The sequence below is a fragment of the Rhodovulum sp. PH10 genome (genome assembly GCF_000293785.1).
Taxonomy (GTDB): Bacteria; Pseudomonadota; Alphaproteobacteria; order Rhizobiales; family Xanthobacteraceae; genus Rhodoplanes.
This window is the reverse complement of sequence record NZ_AKZI01000033.1, coordinates 1-15,858: the sequence shown is the minus strand read 5'-3', so window position 1 is coordinate 15,858 and position 15,858 is coordinate 1. Positions and strand designations below refer to the sequence as shown.

The window sequence follows — 15,858 nt, the reverse complement described above, 5'->3', positions numbered from 1 at the left end:
CGCTTTTCTCCTGGCCTCCGGCAGTTCGCGCCGCAACGCAGCCCGCGTCCGAGTGTCCAAACGGGCTCTCAGGCGTGCAGCCGCCGGGTCCGGTTCTGGGTCAGCTCGACGTAGCGGGCGACGTCCTGCATCCGCTCGGTCCCGGTCATGTGGCGCGACCAGAAGCTGCGGATCTCGCTTTCGTTGCCGTAATAATGGATCGTCCGCCACTGGTTGAGCCGGATGCTGCCGTCGGCCAGCCGGGTGGCCGAGAGCATCAGGCCCAGCTCGTCGAGACGATCCAGGAAGTCCTTGATTCTGAAATCCGACATTGCGCGCTGCCTCCACCGAGTCGGCAGTGTGGAGGGTTTCCTGCACGGGTCAATTTGAGACCACGATTTCGACACGAAGATCACAATCGACAGCCGGGAGATGTGGCGGGCGAGACACACGCGCGTGCCGCGGGGCGATTTCGCGCGATGGGATCGGAGGTGGGCGAGCGGCGTGCGGCGTGTTGGCGGGCCGGGCCGGGCGTGTTAGGGCGAGCCCGGCCGTCCGCCGCCGGTTTCAGGCGGGCGGGCCCGACCGGCGAGGCGCCCATCATGTCCGAGACCACCGACGGCAAGCCCGGCACCGACGGTTCCGCGACCGCGGCGGCGGCCTCGCGCCGGGCGCCGAACCCGACGCTCAAGCTGGCGCTCGATCTCGGCCCGCTGGTGCTGTTCTTCGTCGCCAACGCGAAATTCGGCATCTTTGCCGCGACCGCGACCTTCATGGTGGCGGTGCTGGCGGCGCTGATCGCCTCCTACGCGCTGACGCGGCGCCTGCCGGCGATGCCGCTCGCCTCGGCGGTGATCGTCATGGTGTTCGGCGGCCTGACCCTGTGGCTGCACGACGAGACCTTCATCAAGCTCAAGCCGACGCTGGTCTATCTCTTGTTCTCGACGGTGCTCCTGGTCGGCCTGTGGCGCGACAAGCCGTTGCTCGCGCTGGTGCTCGATCAGGTGGTCGAGCTCACCGAGCGCGGCTGGCGGACCCTGACGATCCGCTGGGCACTGTTCTTCCTGGCGATGGCGGTGCTCAACGAGCTGGTCTGGCGCACCCAGTCGACCACGGTGTGGGTGAACTTCAAGCTGTTCGGCTTCGTGCCGCTCACCATCGCCTTCGCGCTCTTCCAGATGCCGCTGATGAACCGCCACCAGGCGGCGCCGGCGGACGGCGCCGCCGCGAAGGACGGCGCCGCGAAGACCGATCCGGATCCGCAGAAGGCGGCGGGGGGACCGCCGCCGTCCGGGGCCACGCCTCCGGTGCCGCCGGTCGAGTGAGCGACCGGGCCGACGGCACCGGGTCCGGCCCGCGGGCCGGAGCCGCCCCGCGGCATCACGTGTCCGGAGAGGTCATTTGCCGGCGCGCGCCGCGAGCGCCGCCTTGCAGGCCGGCGTCAGCTGGTCGGCGTTGCTCTCGAGGCATTTCAGGATGCGGCCGCCGCCCGGCGACACGCTCGCGCAGAGCTTCTGGTAATCGCCCCGGCAGGCGTCGCGCAGAACGCTGCGCTGGTCCTGCGCACTCGCGGGCGGCGGCGCGAGCAGCACGACGGCCGAGACGGTCGAGATGGCGGCGGCGAGCGAGACGACGCGAAGATTGCGGGTCATCGACGGCTGTCCGATCCGGTTTCGAGGGGGTGCCAAACATCACCGGCAGACGCGCACGCGGCGCGACGCCCAGTGATTGCCGACCCACACGCGGGTGGTCCGCCACACGCAGCGCGGCCCGACCACGGTGGTGCGGCGCACCGCGACCGGCCGCGGCGGCGGGACATAGGCGTAGGGCGCGTAGACGGGGCCCGGCGTGTGGACGTGGATATAGGCGTCGCCGGCGTTCGCGGCGGGCGCGATCGCCACCGCGGCGAGGAGGGCGCAGGCGGCGAGCAAAGGACGGTGCATGGTCATCGGGGTTCTCCGTGTGCTGGTATCATGCCCCTGATACGCCCTCTCTCCGCGGTTCACTCGCCCTCCGCTCGCTTTTTTTCCCGCGAAACACGTTTGGCCGGGACGGACCGCCGCCGTTCGCCGCGCGCGGTCTCACTGCCGCCGACGCAGGCGCCCGGCCAGCTCCTGGCGCTCCTTGGCCGGCATCTCGGTCAGCGTCTCGACGATCGTGCCGATCAGAACGTCGCCGACCGCGAGGCGCTGGTCGCGCGCCTCGCGCACCGCGTCGCGGAAGGCGGCGACGTCGAGGTCGGGCGCGGCGAGCAGGTCGAGCGAGTGGCGCATCGCCGCGTCGTAGCGCGTCTGCGCCTCCGACAGCTCGATCCGCTTGGAGGCGAAGATCTCGCGCAGCCGCTCGCCGTCCGCCTCCGGCAGCCGGTCGGCCATCCGGTCGATCACCCGCGTTGCGCCCGCCGCCGTCAGGACCCCGTGGCGGCCGTCGCGCCACTGCACGCCGAGATAGGTGCCGAGCGCCACGTTGAGGCACAGCGAGAGGAGCAGCGCGGCCTTCAGAAGGGTGAGGCGCAGCCGGCTGCGGCGGCCTTCGGCGGCGGTCATGGCAGCCCCCAGCCGCCGGGCGTCGCGGCGTCGTCGACCACCATCGCCAGCACCGTCGCCGCCGACGAGCGGGGACTGTCGAGCGGCAGGCTGGTGGCGAGCGACAGGCCGATCAGGGCCGAGCAGGCGAGGCTCGCGGCCGGCACCAGCCAGCGCAGCGGCCCCGGCGTGGCGAGGCTTGCGGCGAGCCTTGCGGCGAGGCGCGACACGAGCGAGGGCGCGCGCCCGGAATCGCCGGCAAAACCGTCGGCCCCCGAGAGACGCTGCATCACCGCGAAGGCGACGGCCTCGGCGCGGGCCTGCGGCACCGCCGGAGCGCGGGCGAGCGCGAGATCGAGCACCCGTTCGGCGGCCAGCAGGGCGGCACCCTCGGGCGTTGCGGCGATCGCCCGGGCGTCGGCGCGGATGTCTTCCGGCCAACGCTCGAGGTCCCCGCCAAAGGTCTCCGCATGGCGGCGGAACTCATCGAACGTCACGGTATTCCTCCTGTATCCGTGGTCGCCCGGCACGCGGCCTTGACCGCCGCGCGGGCGCGCGTCAGCAGAGATTCGAAAGCCTTCTCCGACAGGTCCATGGCGTGGGCGGCGTCCCGGCCGCTCAAGCCTTCCATGTGGAAAAGGGCGATCGCCGCCCGCTGCCGCGGCGGCAGCGCCGCGATCGCGGCCTCCATCGCCCGCTGCTCCTCGGCGGCGGCGAGCAGCGCGAGCGCTCCCGGCTCGCCACTCGGGATCTCGTCGGCCTCGTCGAGCGCCTCGGCAGTGGGCCGCCGGCGCTGGTCGAGCGCGAGATTGAGCACGATCCGGTAGAGCCAGGTGGAGAATTTCGCGCGGGTCGGATCGAAGGTCGTGGCCTTGGTCCACACCCGGAGAAACGCCTCCTGGGCGATGTCGTCGGCATCGGCCGCGACGCCCACCACCCGCTGTGCCACCCGGATCGCCCGTCCCATGTGCCGCTCCACGAGGATACGGAACGCGCGCTGGTCGCCGGCGGCGGCCTGCGCGACGAGCGTCTCGTCGGTCTCGTCGGGTGCGTGCTCCCTCATTTCCGACCCACCGGCCGCGACGGCCGCACGATTGTTACGAAAAGAGGGCGGCTTTCCTTCGCGGATTCTTTTCGCCGGTCGTCAGCGGGGCAGGGGAAGGCTCGGCGGCGCGAACCGCGAGGCGATGTGCCAGTCGCGGGTGAAGCCGGTGAGCTTGCCGCGGCGGAACTGGAGATAGACGAGGCCGTCGACGGTGCCGAACAAGCCCGGCGTCGCGGCCGGCAGGCGGGCTATGTAGATCTCGGCCGCAGGGTGGCCCGCGGTCGGCCGGCGGGCGGGCTCGGAGAGCGGCTCGAGCGGCACGCCGAGCGCAACGCTCGCCGCCCGCGGCGTCATGCCGAATTCGAGCGGCGCGGTGTTGGGCGTGGTGGTCGGCAGCGACGCGCACGCCGCCAGCAGAAGGCACGGCACTGCCGTGAGAAGACGCCGGATCGTCGCCATCGCAGAAAAGATCTCCCCTCGGGCCGACATCATACACCGGATGGACCGGCGTGCGCCCGGCGGAAAAAAGAACCGGCCGGGGAGGGCCCCGGCCGGCGCGACGCGATGGCGATGGAAAATGCCGAACGAGCGTTCAGCGGATCGTCGTTTGCGGCAGCTGCGCGCTGCCGGCGGCCGGCGCCCGCGCCACCGGGGCGGAGTTCTTGCCGCCCGGCAGCACCACCACCTTGGTGCCGACGCTGACGCGGCGATAGAGGTCCTCGACGTCGGCATTGACCAGCCGGATGCAGCCCGACGAGACGAAGGTGCCGATGGTCGACGGCTGGTTGGTGCCGTGGATGCGATAGACCGTGCTGCCGAGATACATCGCCCGCGCGCCCATCGGGTTGCTCTCGCCGCCGGCCATGAAGCGCGGCAGATAGGGCTGGCGGTCGATCATCTCCTTCGGCGGATGCCAGTCCGGCCACTCCGCCATGCGGGTGATGGTCTGGGTGCCCGACCAGGTGAAGCCCTCGCGACCGACGCCGATGCCGTAGCGCATCGCCTTGCCGCCGCCGAGCACGAGATAGAGATAGGTGTTCGGCGTGTCGATCACGATGGTGCCGGGCGCCTCGTTGGTCGGATAGCTGACCTCCTGGCGCTGGAAGCGCGGATCGAGCTTGGCCTCGCCGACCTCCGGCTGATCCTCCGGCGGCAGCGCGGCGTAGCGGGTGCCGGCATTGGCGCCGGGCGCGACGCCGGCGGCCGGCGGCCGGGCGGCGAACGGCGCGCCGTCGTGCGGGGCCGGGCTCGCCGCGGCGGATCCGTAACCCTGGTTGCCGTAGCCCTGATTGCCGTAGCTCTGGCTGCCATAGGCCGGGGTGGCGCCATAGGCCGGGGTGGCGCCATGGGCGGGCGTGCCGTAGCCGGACGCCGCGGCACCGCCGACCGGACCGACCGGTTGGCCGACCTCGCCCGGCGGGCGGGTCATGTCGAACTCGCGGGTGACGCCGGCGGTCTGCGGCGCGGCGACGCTCGGCGGGCCGGACTGCGGCACGACATAGGTGTTTTGATAGGGCGACGGCGGAGGCGGCGGCAGCGGCTGGCTGTTGCCGGTCCGATAGGGAGTGCCGTCGGATGCGGCCGGATAACCGCCGGCTGCGGCGGGCGCCGGATATCCGCCGCCCTGATAGACGCCGGCGGTCGGGCTCGGTGCGGGCGGGGGCGGCGGCAGCGCCCCGGTGCCGTAGGGCGAGGGCGAGGCGCCCGGCGCCGGCGCGTCGGGGGCCGGCGCGTACTCGTCGTCGGCGTCCTCGTAGGCGATGGTGGAATGGGATCTCGCGGCCGACGAGCCGTAAGAGCCGGGATACGACTGGGCCGACGCGGCGACCGTGGACACGGCGACCGTGGACGCGGCGAAGCCGGCGGCCAGCAGAGCTAGACACGTTGCGCGCAAGAAACCATCCCCTCGAAATTTCGACCCCTCGTGAGCCGGCTTGTGCGAGCAAGATGGGGCAGCAACAAGGCGATCCCACACGCGGCCGACCCGTTCGAGACTGACACCGCAAGGTTGATCATTCGGTAAACGGCCGGCAAACGGACGTGGTGAATCCGTTTTCGACCCGCGACGGTGGTAGCGCTCCGCCGATGCGCGGGAGACCACGCGAGAGACGGGTATCATCGCCACGACATCGGCGTCGCGGCCCGCTCCTTCGCGCCGTCCGAGGCGTCCGGAGCAAGCGCCGATGCGAGGCGCCGACGCGGCTGTTGCCCGTCTGCATCGGCGGAAAAACAATTGCGCCCGCGGTGGCGAGCGCCGGTGCGGGCTCCTAAACTCCCGCGCTCCGCCGTCGCTCGTCCGGGCGGCCGCGCACGAGGAGAGCATGAGCACACGCAAGCGGCTGATCGTCGGCATCAGCGGCGCATCGGGCGCGGCCTACGGCGTGCGGCTCCTGACGCTGCTGCGGCGGTGCGGGGTGGAGACCCACCTGGTGATCAGCGACGCCGCCGAGGTGACGCTGGCGCTGGAGACCGACACCACCCTCGCCGAGCTCGAGGGTTTCGCCGACGTCGTCTATTCCCGCAGGGACATCGGCGCGGCGATCTCGTCCGGCTCGTTCCGCACCATGGGGATGATCGTCTGCCCGTGCTCGATGCGCACGCTCGCCGAGATCGCCAACGGCATCACCGCCTCGCTTTTGACGCGGGCCGCCGACGTGGTGCTGAAGGAGCGCCGCCGGCTGGTGCTGGTGGTGCGCGAGGCGCCGCTGCATCTCGGCCATCTGCGCAACATGACGGCGGTCACCGAGATGGGCGCGGTGGTCTATCCGCCGGTGCCGGCGATGTATGCCAAGCCCGCCTCGATCGAGGAGATGATCGACCACACGCTCGGCCGGGTGCTCGACCTGTTCGAGATCGACAGCGGCACGGTGCGGCGCTGGCGCGAGCCGCCGGCGGAGGCGTGAGGCCCGGTCGGGCGGTGACGCCCGGTCAGGCGGTGGCGGCGCTCGCCTCGGCGGCGGCCGGCTCGTGCGCCTCGCCGGAGCCTTGCGGCCGGCTGGTGCGGCTCTGCAGGAGGTCGAGGAAGCGCTCCTTCGGCATCGGCGGCGCGAGCAGCACGCCCTGGCCGAAGTCGCAGCCCATGATCTGCAGCGCCTGCAGGTCGGCGACGCTCTCGATGCCTTCGGCCACCGCCGCCGAGCCGAACCGGTGGGCGAGGTCGATCGCGGTCTGGCAGATCGCGGCGTTGGTGGCGTCCACCGCGCAGTCCTTGACGAAGCCGTGGTTGAGCTTGATCTCGGCGAAGGCGAGCTCGCGCAGGCTGGAGAACGACGAGTAGCCGGCGCCGAAGTCGTCGATCGAGACGGCGATGCCGCTCTCGCGCAGGTGCGCCGCGATCGCCAGCGCCCGCTTGATGTCGCGCACGATCTGATCTTCCGTCACCTCGACGATCAGGCCGGGCCAGTCGGCGCTCGCCGGGCGGTGTGCGGCGACGATCTCGGCGACCGGTATCTCGGCCAGCACGTGCACCGGCACGTTGATCGCGAGCCGCAGATTGTAGCCGGCGGCGCGGAACATCGACCAGTCGGCGAGCGCCGAGATCAGCGCGTACTCGGACAGCTCGGCGAGGCTCTCCTCGTCGATGCCGGGCAGGAAGCGGCCGGGCAGCAGCACGCCGAGATCGGGATGGCGGATGCGGGCGAGCGCCTCGGCGCCGGCGAGGCACTTCTTCCGCAGGTCGATCTTCGGCTGGTACCACAGCTCGAGCCAAGTCTCGCGCAGCGCCTCGGCGACGCCGACCGGCTGGTCGCCTTGCGCGCCGCGCGGATCGGAGCCACGAGGGCCGGTCTCGGGTCGGTCTGTGGTCATGGCTGCCCCGGCGAGTCGCGAGTCGTCTCACGATACCCCCGTCTCCTTAAGCAAAAGTGTCCAGGGCCGATGCACGGCCGAAATTTCGCCGTGCATACAAGGGGCTCTCGCCGGGATTGCAGGTCGTGAGAATTCGCGGCGCGGAGCGCGCTACCGTCGGCCGGCGCCGCCGGGCACGCCGTCCGGAGGCGCCGCCGCACGCAACCCTTGCGGGCCGGCGCCATTCCGGGCCACGATGCGCCGGTCGTCGCCCCCATCGGCCGCGCGATCGGCCAGGATTCGCACGTCATGACCTCCGGCAGCCGCCATTCGGGCCGTTTCGGATCGGATCCGCCCCGCCCGGGCGATCCGGAAAGCGGACGCGATTCGCCGCACGAGAGCGAGCACGGCCCGGCGCACGGCGATTCGTCTGCGCACGGAAGCGCCGGCCCGCGGGACGACCGCGCTGGGGACGACCGCGCTCGCGACGACGGCGTTCGCGACGACGGTGAGCCGTCCGGCGGCGACGAGCGGGGCAAGGTGCTGCCGTTCGTGCCGCGGTCGCCCTCCGGGCGGGCCGCCCCCGGCGGTGCCGCGTCGGGTCGTGCCGCGTCGGGTGGTGCCGCGTCGGGGCGTGCGACCGGCCCCGAGCCGGCGTTCCGGCCGATTCGCCTGCGCCCGGCCGAGCGGGTGCCGGCCGAGCGGGCCCCGCACGAGCCTGAGCGTGCGGCATGGGAGCGCTCCGCACGGGTCGTCCGGCCGCCGTCTCGCCGTGTCGCCGGCAACGTCACGCCGTTCTCGCCGCGCCGGCGCCGCGCCGACGAGCCCGACGACTTCGCCCACCGGATGAAGACCAACGGGCTCGCGCTGGTGCTGGTGCTCCTGCTGATGGGCTGCGGCTACTGGATCGCCTCGCGGCTCGCGGGGGTGGGCGACGACCATGCCTGCCTGGTCGCCGGTCGGCCGGGCTGCGGTATCGCGCTGCCGGAAGCCGCCCGCTGACCCGTTCTGGCCGCTTCTCGCCGCCGCCGCCGTTCCGCCGCCGCAACCCTCCGGTGGAAGAACCGCATGCGCCCGTGACGGGCGCCTCCGCGCACATTGCGCTCGTTCGGTCTGTTGGCTATACGGACCGAAAGAACGAGCGTTCAATTCGCCGCCGTACGGGGGGCATGCGCACGCGCGTGCCGGTTGGGTTCACGGCATTCAGAGAGTAACCGATGTCCTCGACGTTCGACACCGTCGCCAATATCATTTCGGAAACTTGCGACATTCCGCGCGAGAAGATCACGCCGGAAAGCCACGCGATCGACGACCTCGGGATCGACAGCCTCGATTTCCTCGACATCGCCTTCGCGATCGACAAGGCGTTCGGAATCAAGCTGCCGCTGGAGCAGTGGACGCAGGAGGTCAACGACGGCAAGGCGTCGACCGAGGAGTACTTCGTGCTCGGCAACCTCTGCACCCGGATCGATTCCCTCGTCGCCGCCAAGAGCGCCTGAGCCTCCGCTTCGATGAGGCTCGAGTACTTTCAGCTCGTCGACCGGATCGTCGCGCTCGATCTCGCGGGGCAGACCATCGAGGTCGAGGCCGCGGTGCCGCAGGACAGCACGATCTTCGAGGGTCACTTTCCCGGCCATCCGCTGATGCCGGGCGTGCTGCTGATCGAGTCGATGGCGCAGACCTGCGGCTGGCTCCTGATCGGCCTCGAAAACTTCACGCGCATGCCGTTCCTCGCCGCCGTCAAGGAGGCGAAGCTGCGCACCTTCGTCACGCCCGGCCAGCGCCTGTCGATCTTCGGCCGCCTGGTCCATCTCGGCTCCGGCTACGCCGTCACCAAGGCGACGGTGAAGGTCGACGGCAAGGCCGTCTGCGACGCCGAGATCACCTTCCGCATCGTGCCGTTCCCGCGCCCCGAGTTCCGCGCCAACATGGAGGCGGTGGCGCATCGGCTCGGCTATCCTCTGGAGATCGCCGCCCATGGCTGATGCCGCCCGCGAGGTCTGGATCACCGGCCTCGGCCTCGTCTCCTGCCTCGGTGAAGGACCGGACGCCCACTGGCAGAGGCTCGCCGCCGGCGAGCCCGGAGCCGACACGACGAGCTTCGCGCCGTGGGTGGTGCACCCGCTGGTGCCGCTCGCGCTCGACACGCAGATCCCGAAAAAGGGCGACCAGCGCCAGATGGAGCCGTGGCAGCGCACCGGCACCTATGCCGCCGGGCTCGCGCTCGAGTCCGCCGGCGTCAAGGGCGACAAGGAGCTGCTCGGCCGGATGGACATGATCGTCGCGGCGGGCGGTGGCGAGCGCGATTACGCTGCCGACGGCGCGATCCTCGCCGGGCTGCGCAACGCGGCCGATCCGGGCGCCTATCTCAACGAGCGCCTGATGAGCGACCTGCGGCCGACGCTGTTTCTCGCCCAGCTCTCGAATTTGCTCGCCGGCAACATCTCGGTGGTGCACGGCGTCACCGGCTCGTCGCGCACCTTCATGGGCGAGGAGGGCGCCGGCATCGAGGCCGCCCGCACCGCGCTCTCGCGCATAAAGGCGGGGCAGAGCGACATCGCGCTGGTCGGCGGCTCGCAGAACGGCGAGCGCAAGGACCTCCTGATGCTGTTCGAGTTCGGCGGGTTCGCGCTGAAGGACGCCTTCGAGGCCGTGTGGAACCGCGACGCGGCGCCGGGCTTCGCGCTCGCCTCGCTCGGCGCCTTCCTGGTGCTCGAGGCGCGCGACCACGCGGAAAAGCGCGGGGCGAAGCCCTTGGCAAAGCTCTCGGCCGTGGTGAGCGATCAGGTGCGTCGTACCGCGCCCGGCGCGATCGAAAGCTCGCTCGGGGCGCTGTGGGACCGCCTGCCGCCGGTCGATCCGGCGCGCGCCGTGGTGCTGTCGGGGGCCGCCGGCACTGCGCCCGCGACCGCCGAGGAGAAGGCGGTGCTCGCCGCCCGCGGCCTGCCGGTGCGGGCGACCGGCACCTTCGTCGGCCACTCGCTCGAGCCGCAGTTCGTCGTCAATCTGGCGCTCGCGACCGTCGCGCTCGGGCACGGAAAACTGTTTCCGCCGTGCGACCCGACCGGCTTCGAGGCGCCCTTCGAGGGCGCGCTCGGGCAAGTGGTGGTCACCGGCGTCGGCCATTGGCGCGGCGAGGGCCTCGCCCTGGTCGAGGCGGTGGGATAGGTCTTCCTTCTCCCTCTCCCCGCTGGCGGGAAGAGGTGAAGCGGGTGCGCGTCTCGACGAGGAGATCCACATGGCAGTGCACGACAAGGCGGGACGGCCCGTGGTGGTGGTCACCGGCATGGGGGTCGTCACCTCGCTCGGCGCCGGCAAGGACGAGAACTGGAAGAAGCTGATCGCCGGGCAGTCCGGCATCCGCGCCATCACCCGCTTCCCGACCGACAATCTGAAGACCCGCATCGCCGGCACGGTGGATTTCGTCGCGGCCGAGCCGTTCAGCGCGCCGCTTCTGTCCGAGCGGCTCGCCGAGATCGCCGCCGCCGAGGCGGTGACGCAGGCGCGCATCGGCTCGGCGAAGAACTTTCCGGGGCCGCTGTTCATCGCCGTCGCGCCGGTCGAGATCGAATGGACCCAGCGCGTCGAGCTCGCCGCCGCGGCCGGTGCCAACGATCAAATCTCCTACGACGACCTTCTGCGCGCCGCGGCGTCGGGCAAGTTCGGGCACCATCACGCGCGCTTCCAGTTCGCCTCCGTGGCGGAAAACCTGTCGGAAAAATTCGGCACCAGGGGCATGCCGATCGCGCTGTCGACCGCCTGCGCGTCGGGGGCGAGCGCGATCCAGCTCGGCGTCGAGGCGATCCGGCGGGGCGACACGGATGCCGCGCTGTGCATCGGCACCGACGGCTCGATCAACACCGAGAACGTGGTGCGCTTCTCGCTTCTCTCCGCGCTGACCTCCGCCAACGATCCGCCGGAGGCCGCGGCGAAGCCGTTCTCCAAGAACCGCGACGGCTTCGTGATGGCCGAAGGGGCGGGCGCCCTGGTGCTGGAGAGCTACGAATCGGCAAAGGCGCGCGGCGCCACCATTCTCGGCGTGGTCGAGGGCTGCGGCGAGCTGTCCGACTCGTTCCACCGCACCCGCACGAGCCCGGACGCCAAGCCGATCATCGGCTGCATGCAGCAGGCGATCGCCGATGCCGGGCTGATCCCGGCCGAGATCGACTACATCAACGCGCACGGCACCTCGACGCCGGAGAACGACAAGATGGAGGCGCTCGGCGTCTCCGCCGTGTTCGGCGAGCGCGCGCCGCAGGTGCCGATGTCGTCGAACAAGTCGATGATCGGCCACACGCTGTCGGCCGCCGGCGCGGTCGAGGCGGTGGTGACGCTGATGACGCTCGACCACCAGCGGCTGCCGCCGACCATCAACCATCTGGTGCCCGATCCGGCGATCCCGCTCGACGTGGTGCCGAACGTCGCCCGCGACGCGACGCTGTCGCACGCGCTGTCGAACTCGTTCGGCTTCGGTGGGCAGAACGTCAGCCTGGTGATGGGGCTCGAGCCGGCGTGAGCACGTCCCAGAAGAAACGCGTGCTGGTGACCGGCGGCGGGCGCGGGCTCGGCGCCGCGATCGTGACGACGCTGGCGGAGGCCGGCTTCGACGTGCTGTTCACCGTGCGCTCGGCGACCGCCGAGGCCGACGCGCTGATCGCCGACCTTTCCGCCCGGCATCCGGACCAAACATTCGAGGCGCGCCGGCTCGACCTTTCCGACAAGGCGGCGGTGGAGAGCTTCGTCGCGGCGCTCGACAGCGAGCCCGAGCCGTTCGCGGGCTTCGTCCACAATGCCGGGCAGTCCTACGACAGCCTCGCGATGATGATGGACCAGGCCAAGGCGGAGGCGGCGATGCAGGTGAACTTCTGGTCGTTCACCCGCCTCGTCTCCGCGCTCGCCCGGCCGATGATGCGCGCCCGCAATGGCCGCATCGCGGTGATCGGCTCGATCACCGCGCTCCAGGCAAACCAGGGCAATGCGGCTTACGCGGCCTCCAAGGCGGCGCTGCTCGCCTATGTCCGCACGCTGGCGATCGAGACGGCGCGCACCGGCGTCACCGTCAACTACGTCGCGCCCGGCTTCATCGACACCGCGATGATGGCCCCTTACGAAAAATACCGCGCGCAGATGGAGAGCCAGATCCCGGCCCGCCGCTTCGCGAAGCCGGAGGACATCGCCGGCGTGGTCGCCTTCCTGCTGTCGCCCGCCAGCGCCTACGTCACCGGCGCGGTGCTGCCGGTTGACGGCGGCCTTTCGGCGGCGATAGGCATCCACCGCTGATTTTGTCCGCCCCCTCGGGCGCAAACACCCCCATCGAGGTTCTTCCCATGCGCGCCCTCACGCTGGTCGGCGACCGACACCTCGACCTCGTCGAGCAGGAGCCGCCGCCGCCGCCCGGCCCCGGCGAGGTGACCGTGCGGGTCAAGGCGGTCGCGCTGAACCATCTCGATCTGTGGGGCTTTCGCGGCATGGCCTTCGCCAAGCGCAAGCTGCCGCTGGTGGTCGGCGCCGAGGCGTCGGGCGAGATTTTTTCGGTCGGCGCCGGCGTGGAGAATGTCGCGCCGGGCAAGCCGGTGGTGATGTATGGCGGGCTCACCTGCGGGACGTGCAAGGCGTGCCGCGAGGGTCGCGACAATCTGTGCGAGAACATCGGCGGCATCATGGGCTTCCACGTCGACGGGTTCGCCCGCGATTTGGTGACCATGCCGGCCCGCCTGGTGATCCCGGTGCCGGACGGCGTGAGCTTTCGCGATGCCGCCTGCGCGCCGATCGGCTTCGCAACGGTCCAACACATGCTGTTCGACAATGCAAAACTCGAGCCCGGCGAGACGGTGCTGGTGCATGCCGGCGGCTCCGGCATCGGCACCGCGGCGATTTTGATGGCCAAGGCGATCGGCTGCACGGTGATCACCACGGTGGGTGACGACGAGAAGGCCGAGAAGGCAAGAGCGCTCGGCGCCGATCACGTGATCAATTACAGGACCGACCGCTTCGAGGGCGTCACCCGCAAGCTCACCAAGAAGAAGGGCGTCGACGTCGTGTTCGAGCATGTCGGGGCCGACACCTTCAACGGCTCGCTCCTGTGCCTCAAGCGCGGCGGCCGGCTGGTCACCTGCGGCTCCACCTCCGGCCCGTCGACCACCATCAACCTGATGCAGCTCTTCCAGCAGCAGTACCGCATCACCGGCTCGTTCGGCGCGCGGATGGAGAACATCGCGCAGTCGCTCGACAAGATGGCGGCCGGCCTGAAGCCGGTGATCGACACCGAGGTGCCGCTCGCAAACTTCACCCGCGGGCTCGAGCGCCTGGAGAGCCGAAAGGTGTTCGGCAAGGTGGTCGTGACGTTCTGATCCGATGAACGCCAAGTTCAGGTATTGGCGCTGGCGGGTCGCGCTCGTCCTCAAGCGTCTGCTCGACCGCGTGGCGCGCAAAACCGTGCCGGCGCTGATCGGCTTCGTGCGCCGGTTCGACCTGGTGCGGGCGAGCGACGTGATGGCGGCGCTGATGCGCCGGGTCGGGCCGCTGCTGCGCGAGCACCGGATCGGCCGCGCCAATCTACGCGCAGCCTTTCCCGAGAAATCGCCGGAGGAGGTGGAAAAAATCCTCGCCGGCGTGTGGGACAATCTCGGCCGGGTGGCGGTCGAGTTCGTCAATCTCGATCGCATCGCGGCGCAGGGCGCGCGCGGGGAACGGCGCTTCCTGAAATACGGCGAGCGCGAGCTCGCGCGCTTCGAGGCGCTGCGCACCGGCGAAAAGCCGGCGCTGATCTTCACCGCACACCTCGCCAATTGGGAGCTGCCGGCGGTGGTCGCCGGCATCGAGGGCTTGCGCTCGATGGTGCTGTATCGGCGGCCTAACATGGGCTCGTTCGCCGACATCGTCGTCTCGATGCGCGAGGGCCTCATGGGCACGATGGTGCCGTCCGGCTTTGCCGCGCCGATCACGCTGGCGCGCGGGCTCGAGGCCGGCAACACGGTCGGCATGCTGGTCGACCAGCACGACCACAAGGGCGTCGAGGTGACGTTCTTCGGCCGCCCCTGCAAGGTGAGCCCGCTGATCGCGATGCTTGCGCGCGAGTTCGAGTGCCCGATTCACGGCGTGCGGATCGTCCGGCTGCCGCACGGCGCCTTCACCGGCGAGATCACCGAGGCCGTGACCCCGGTGCGCGACGGCGAGGGCCGGATCGACGTTCGCGGCACCATGCAGGCGATCACCGACGTGGTGGAGCTTTGGGTCCGCGAGCACCCCGAGCAGTGGTTGTGGCTGCACCGCCGCTGGCGGTGAGGGATCGGGACGCCGCTTCTTCTCCCTCTCCCCGCGAGCGGGGAGAGGTGAGGGAGAGCCCTCACCGCCCGGTCTTGATCCTGGTCCACAGCCGGTTCATCAGCCGCTGCGTACGGGCGTCCTTCGGCCGGTTGGTGTAGAGCCGCGCCATCACCTCGGGCGGCGGATAGACGCCGCGGTCGGCCAAAATCTTCGGGTCGACCAGCTTTTGGCTCGCCAGATTGCCGTTGGCGTACGAGATGAAATTGGTGTTCCGCGCCGCCACCTCGGGCCGCATCAGATAGTCGATGAAGGCGTGCGCCTCGTCCACGTGCTCGGCGTCCTTGGGGATCGCCAGCTGGTCGAAGAACATCTGCGCGCCCTCCTTCGGGATCGCGTAGCCGATCTCGACGCCGTTGTGCGCCTCCGCCGCCCGCTTCTGCGCCTGCTTGATGTCGCCGGAAAAGCCGACCACCAGGCAGATCTCGCCGCTCGCCAGCGCGTTCAGATATTCGGACGAGTGAAATTTCCGCACCGACGGCCGCACCGCCGCGACGAGGTCGGCGGCACGCTGCAAATCCTCGCGGTCGGTCGCGTTCGGATCGAGCCCGAGATGATGGAGCGCGGCGGACAGGATGTCGTCGCTCGAGTCGAGCATGTGGACGCCGCAGCCGGCGAACTTTTTCAGCTGGTCCGGGTCGAACACCGTCGACCACGAGTCGATCGTCGCATCGGCCCCGAGGATTTCGCGCACTTTTCGCTTGTCGAAGCCGATCCCGACCGTGCCCCACATGTAGTTCACGGAGTAGCGGTTGTCGGGATCGTGGGCGGCGACCCGCTGCTCGACCTCGGGCCAGGCGTGTTTCAGGTTCGGCAGCTTCCCCTTGTCGAGCGGCAGGAAGACGCCGGCCCGGATCTGCCGCTCGAGGAAATAGGCGCTCGGCACAACCACGTCGTAGCCGGACCGGCCGGCGAGCAGCTTCGTCTCCAGCGTGTCGTTGGAATCGAACGTGTCGTAGCGGACCTTGATGCCGGTCTCGCGCGAAAAATCCTCGATCACGCCGGGGGCGATGTAGTCCGACCAGTTGTAGACGTTGACGACCCGCTCTTCCGCTCGCGCGACCGGCGGTGCGACGAGCGTGGTGAACGCAGCCAGCGCGGCGACGGCGAGGAACGACCGGCGGGAACGAGAGCAACGGCGGGAAACCATCACCTCATCCTGAGGGTCGCCGAAGGCGACGTCTCGAAGGATGAGGCCCG

20 protein-coding genes are annotated in these 15,858 nt (G+C 70.6%); 10 read left to right on the top strand and 10 right to left on the bottom strand.

Features of this window, described 5'->3' with window-relative positions:
* Window positions 1–68: 68 nt before the first annotated feature.
* Window positions 69–311, bottom strand: coding sequence for a hypothetical protein (locus tag A33M_RS06550; protein WP_008384913.1), 243 nt, complete (start codon window positions 309–311; stop codon window positions 69–71).
* Between the two features lie 270 nt (window positions 312–581).
* On the opposite strand from A33M_RS06550, the gene A33M_RS06545 reads away from it, so the two are divergent.
* Complete coding sequence (locus tag A33M_RS06545) at window positions 582–1,304, top strand: septation protein A (protein WP_008384911.1); 723 nt, start codon at window positions 582–584, stop codon at window positions 1,302–1,304.
* A 72-nt stretch (window positions 1,305–1,376) separates the two neighbouring features.
* Here A33M_RS06545 and A33M_RS06540 read toward each other — a convergent pair whose 3' ends face one another.
* From A33M_RS06540 to A33M_RS25295, 7 genes are all read right to left on the bottom strand, one after another.
* On the bottom strand, window positions 1,377–1,631 hold the full coding sequence (locus A33M_RS06540; RefSeq protein ID WP_008384909.1) for a cysteine rich repeat-containing protein: 255 nt from the start codon (window positions 1,629–1,631) through the stop codon (window positions 1,377–1,379).
* A gap of 39 nt (window positions 1,632–1,670) precedes the next feature.
* A complete protein-coding gene (locus A33M_RS06535) occupies window positions 1,671–1,928 on the bottom strand; it encodes a hypothetical protein (RefSeq protein WP_008384907.1) in 258 nt (85 codons plus the stop codon).
* Between the two features lie 132 nt (window positions 1,929–2,060).
* Window positions 2,061–2,525, bottom strand: coding sequence for a periplasmic heavy metal sensor (locus A33M_RS06530; protein ID WP_008384904.1), 465 nt, complete (start codon window positions 2,523–2,525; stop codon window positions 2,061–2,063).
* Window positions 2,522–3,001, bottom strand: a complete 480-nt coding sequence (locus tag A33M_RS23450) for a hypothetical protein (protein WP_008384901.1) — start codon at window positions 2,999–3,001, stop codon at window positions 2,522–2,524. Before A33M_RS23450 ends, A33M_RS06530 begins: the two co-directional genes overlap by 4 nt.
* Window positions 2,998–3,633: an RNA polymerase sigma factor gene (locus tag A33M_RS06520; protein ID WP_272943321.1), complete on the bottom strand. Its 636-nt coding sequence runs from the start codon at window positions 3,631–3,633 to the stop codon at window positions 2,998–3,000. Before A33M_RS06520 ends, A33M_RS23450 begins: the two co-directional genes overlap by 4 nt.
* 15 nt (window positions 3,634–3,648) lie before the next feature.
* The gene (locus A33M_RS22215) at window positions 3,649–4,008 is read right to left on the bottom strand and encodes a hypothetical protein (RefSeq protein WP_008384898.1); all 360 of its coding nucleotides are present in this window, start codon (window positions 4,006–4,008) and stop codon (window positions 3,649–3,651) included.
* 133 nt (window positions 4,009–4,141) lie between these two features.
* Window positions 4,142–5,443 (bottom strand): L,D-transpeptidase family protein, encoded by a 1,302-nt coding sequence (locus tag A33M_RS25295; protein ID WP_337460002.1) that lies wholly within the window; start codon window positions 5,441–5,443, stop codon window positions 4,142–4,144.
* 427 nt (window positions 5,444–5,870) lie between these two features.
* Here A33M_RS25295 and A33M_RS06505 point away from each other — a divergent pair, with 427 nt between their 5' ends.
* Entirely contained in the window at window positions 5,871–6,452 is a 582-nt protein-coding gene (locus A33M_RS06505) for a UbiX family flavin prenyltransferase (RefSeq protein ID WP_008384894.1), read from the top strand.
* 25 nt (window positions 6,453–6,477) lie between these two features.
* Here A33M_RS06505 and A33M_RS06500 read toward each other — a convergent pair whose 3' ends face one another.
* On the bottom strand, window positions 6,478–7,356 hold the full coding sequence (locus A33M_RS06500) for an EAL domain-containing protein (RefSeq protein WP_008384891.1): 879 nt from the start codon (window positions 7,354–7,356) through the stop codon (window positions 6,478–6,480).
* Window positions 7,357–8,181: 825 nt separating this feature from the next.
* Between A33M_RS06500 and A33M_RS24385 the strand changes: the two genes are divergently transcribed.
* The 8 genes from A33M_RS24385 (at window position 8,182) to A33M_RS06460 (ending at window position 14,619) form a co-directional block, all read left to right on the top strand.
* Window positions 8,182–8,337: a hypothetical protein gene (locus A33M_RS24385; protein ID WP_192814094.1), complete on the top strand. Its 156-nt coding sequence runs from the start codon at window positions 8,182–8,184 to the stop codon at window positions 8,335–8,337.
* A gap of 215 nt (window positions 8,338–8,552) precedes the next feature.
* A complete protein-coding gene (locus A33M_RS06490) occupies window positions 8,553–8,834 on the top strand; it encodes an acyl carrier protein (RefSeq protein WP_008384887.1) in 282 nt (93 codons plus the stop codon).
* 12 nt (window positions 8,835–8,846) lie between these two features.
* Entirely contained in the window at window positions 8,847–9,320 is a 474-nt protein-coding gene (locus A33M_RS06485) for a 3-hydroxyacyl-ACP dehydratase FabZ family protein (protein ID WP_008384885.1), read from the top strand.
* On the top strand, window positions 9,313–10,503 hold the full coding sequence (locus A33M_RS06480; RefSeq protein ID WP_008384883.1) for a beta-ketoacyl-ACP synthase: 1,191 nt from the start codon (window positions 9,313–9,315) through the stop codon (window positions 10,501–10,503). The genes A33M_RS06485 and A33M_RS06480 overlap by 8 nt, the downstream gene beginning before the upstream one ends.
* Window positions 10,504–10,573: 70 nt before the next feature.
* Entirely contained in the window at window positions 10,574–11,851 is a 1,278-nt protein-coding gene (locus A33M_RS24560) for a beta-ketoacyl-ACP synthase (RefSeq protein ID WP_040619598.1), read from the top strand.
* Complete coding sequence (locus tag A33M_RS24555; protein WP_040619597.1) at window positions 11,848–12,615, top strand: SDR family NAD(P)-dependent oxidoreductase; 768 nt, start codon at window positions 11,848–11,850, stop codon at window positions 12,613–12,615. The genes A33M_RS24560 and A33M_RS24555 overlap by 4 nt, the downstream gene beginning before the upstream one ends.
* Before the next feature lie 47 nt (window positions 12,616–12,662).
* Complete coding sequence (locus A33M_RS06465; RefSeq protein WP_008384876.1) at window positions 12,663–13,685, top strand: zinc-binding dehydrogenase; 1,023 nt, start codon at window positions 12,663–12,665, stop codon at window positions 13,683–13,685.
* 4 nt (window positions 13,686–13,689) lie between these two features.
* Window positions 13,690–14,619 carry a lipid A biosynthesis lauroyl acyltransferase gene (locus A33M_RS06460; protein ID WP_008384874.1) on the top strand — a complete coding sequence of 310 codons (930 nt, stop codon included), beginning with the start codon at window positions 13,690–13,692 and terminating at the stop codon, window positions 14,617–14,619.
* A 61-nt stretch (window positions 14,620–14,680) separates the two neighbouring features.
* Here the strand turns inward: A33M_RS06460 and A33M_RS06455 are convergent, their stop codons facing one another.
* Window positions 14,681–15,808 (bottom strand): polyamine ABC transporter substrate-binding protein, encoded by a 1,128-nt coding sequence (locus A33M_RS06455; RefSeq protein WP_008384872.1) that lies wholly within the window; start codon window positions 15,806–15,808, stop codon window positions 14,681–14,683.
* Between the last annotated feature and the right edge of the window lie 50 nt (window positions 15,809–15,858).

What these genes read in the sequence shown, in the direction of transcription:
- A33M_RS24560 (WP_040619598.1), top strand. Translation starts at nt 10,574, where the DNA reads ATGGCAGTGCACGACAAGGCGGGACGGCCCGTGGTGGTGGTCACCGGC.
- A33M_RS06545 (WP_008384911.1), top strand. Translation starts at nt 582, where the DNA reads ATGTCCGAGACCACCGACGGCAAGCCCGGCACCGACGGTTCCGCGACC.
- A33M_RS06465 (WP_008384876.1), top strand. Translation starts at nt 12,663, where the DNA reads ATGCGCGCCCTCACGCTGGTCGGCGACCGACACCTCGACCTCGTCGAG.
- A33M_RS06480 (WP_008384883.1), top strand. Translation starts at nt 9,313, where the DNA reads ATGGCTGATGCCGCCCGCGAGGTCTGGATCACCGGCCTCGGCCTCGTC.
- A33M_RS22215 (WP_008384898.1), bottom strand. Translation starts at nt 4,008, where the DNA reads ATGGCGACGATCCGGCGTCTTCTCACGGCAGTGCCGTGCCTTCTGCTG.
- A33M_RS24385 (WP_192814094.1), top strand. Translation starts at nt 8,182, where the DNA reads ATGAAGACCAACGGGCTCGCGCTGGTGCTGGTGCTCCTGCTGATGGGC.
- A33M_RS06540 (WP_008384909.1), bottom strand. Translation starts at nt 1,631, where the DNA reads ATGACCCGCAATCTTCGCGTCGTCTCGCTCGCCGCCGCCATCTCGACC.
- A33M_RS06505 (WP_008384894.1), top strand. Translation starts at nt 5,871, where the DNA reads ATGAGCACACGCAAGCGGCTGATCGTCGGCATCAGCGGCGCATCGGGC.
- A33M_RS06550 (WP_008384913.1), bottom strand. Translation starts at nt 311, where the DNA reads ATGTCGGATTTCAGAATCAAGGACTTCCTGGATCGTCTCGACGAGCTG.
- A33M_RS06500 (WP_008384891.1), bottom strand. Translation starts at nt 7,356, where the DNA reads ATGACCACAGACCGACCCGAGACCGGCCCTCGTGGCTCCGATCCGCGC.
- A33M_RS06455 (WP_008384872.1), bottom strand. Translation starts at nt 15,808, where the DNA reads ATGGTTTCCCGCCGTTGCTCTCGTTCCCGCCGGTCGTTCCTCGCCGTC.
- A33M_RS06490 (WP_008384887.1), top strand. Translation starts at nt 8,553, where the DNA reads ATGTCCTCGACGTTCGACACCGTCGCCAATATCATTTCGGAAACTTGC.
- A33M_RS06530 (WP_008384904.1), bottom strand. Translation starts at nt 2,525, where the DNA reads ATGACCGCCGCCGAAGGCCGCCGCAGCCGGCTGCGCCTCACCCTTCTG.
- A33M_RS06485 (WP_008384885.1), top strand. Translation starts at nt 8,847, where the DNA reads ATGAGGCTCGAGTACTTTCAGCTCGTCGACCGGATCGTCGCGCTCGAT.
- A33M_RS06460 (WP_008384874.1), top strand. Translation starts at nt 13,690, where the DNA reads ATGAACGCCAAGTTCAGGTATTGGCGCTGGCGGGTCGCGCTCGTCCTC.
- A33M_RS06535 (WP_008384907.1), bottom strand. Translation starts at nt 1,928, where the DNA reads ATGACCATGCACCGTCCTTTGCTCGCCGCCTGCGCCCTCCTCGCCGCG.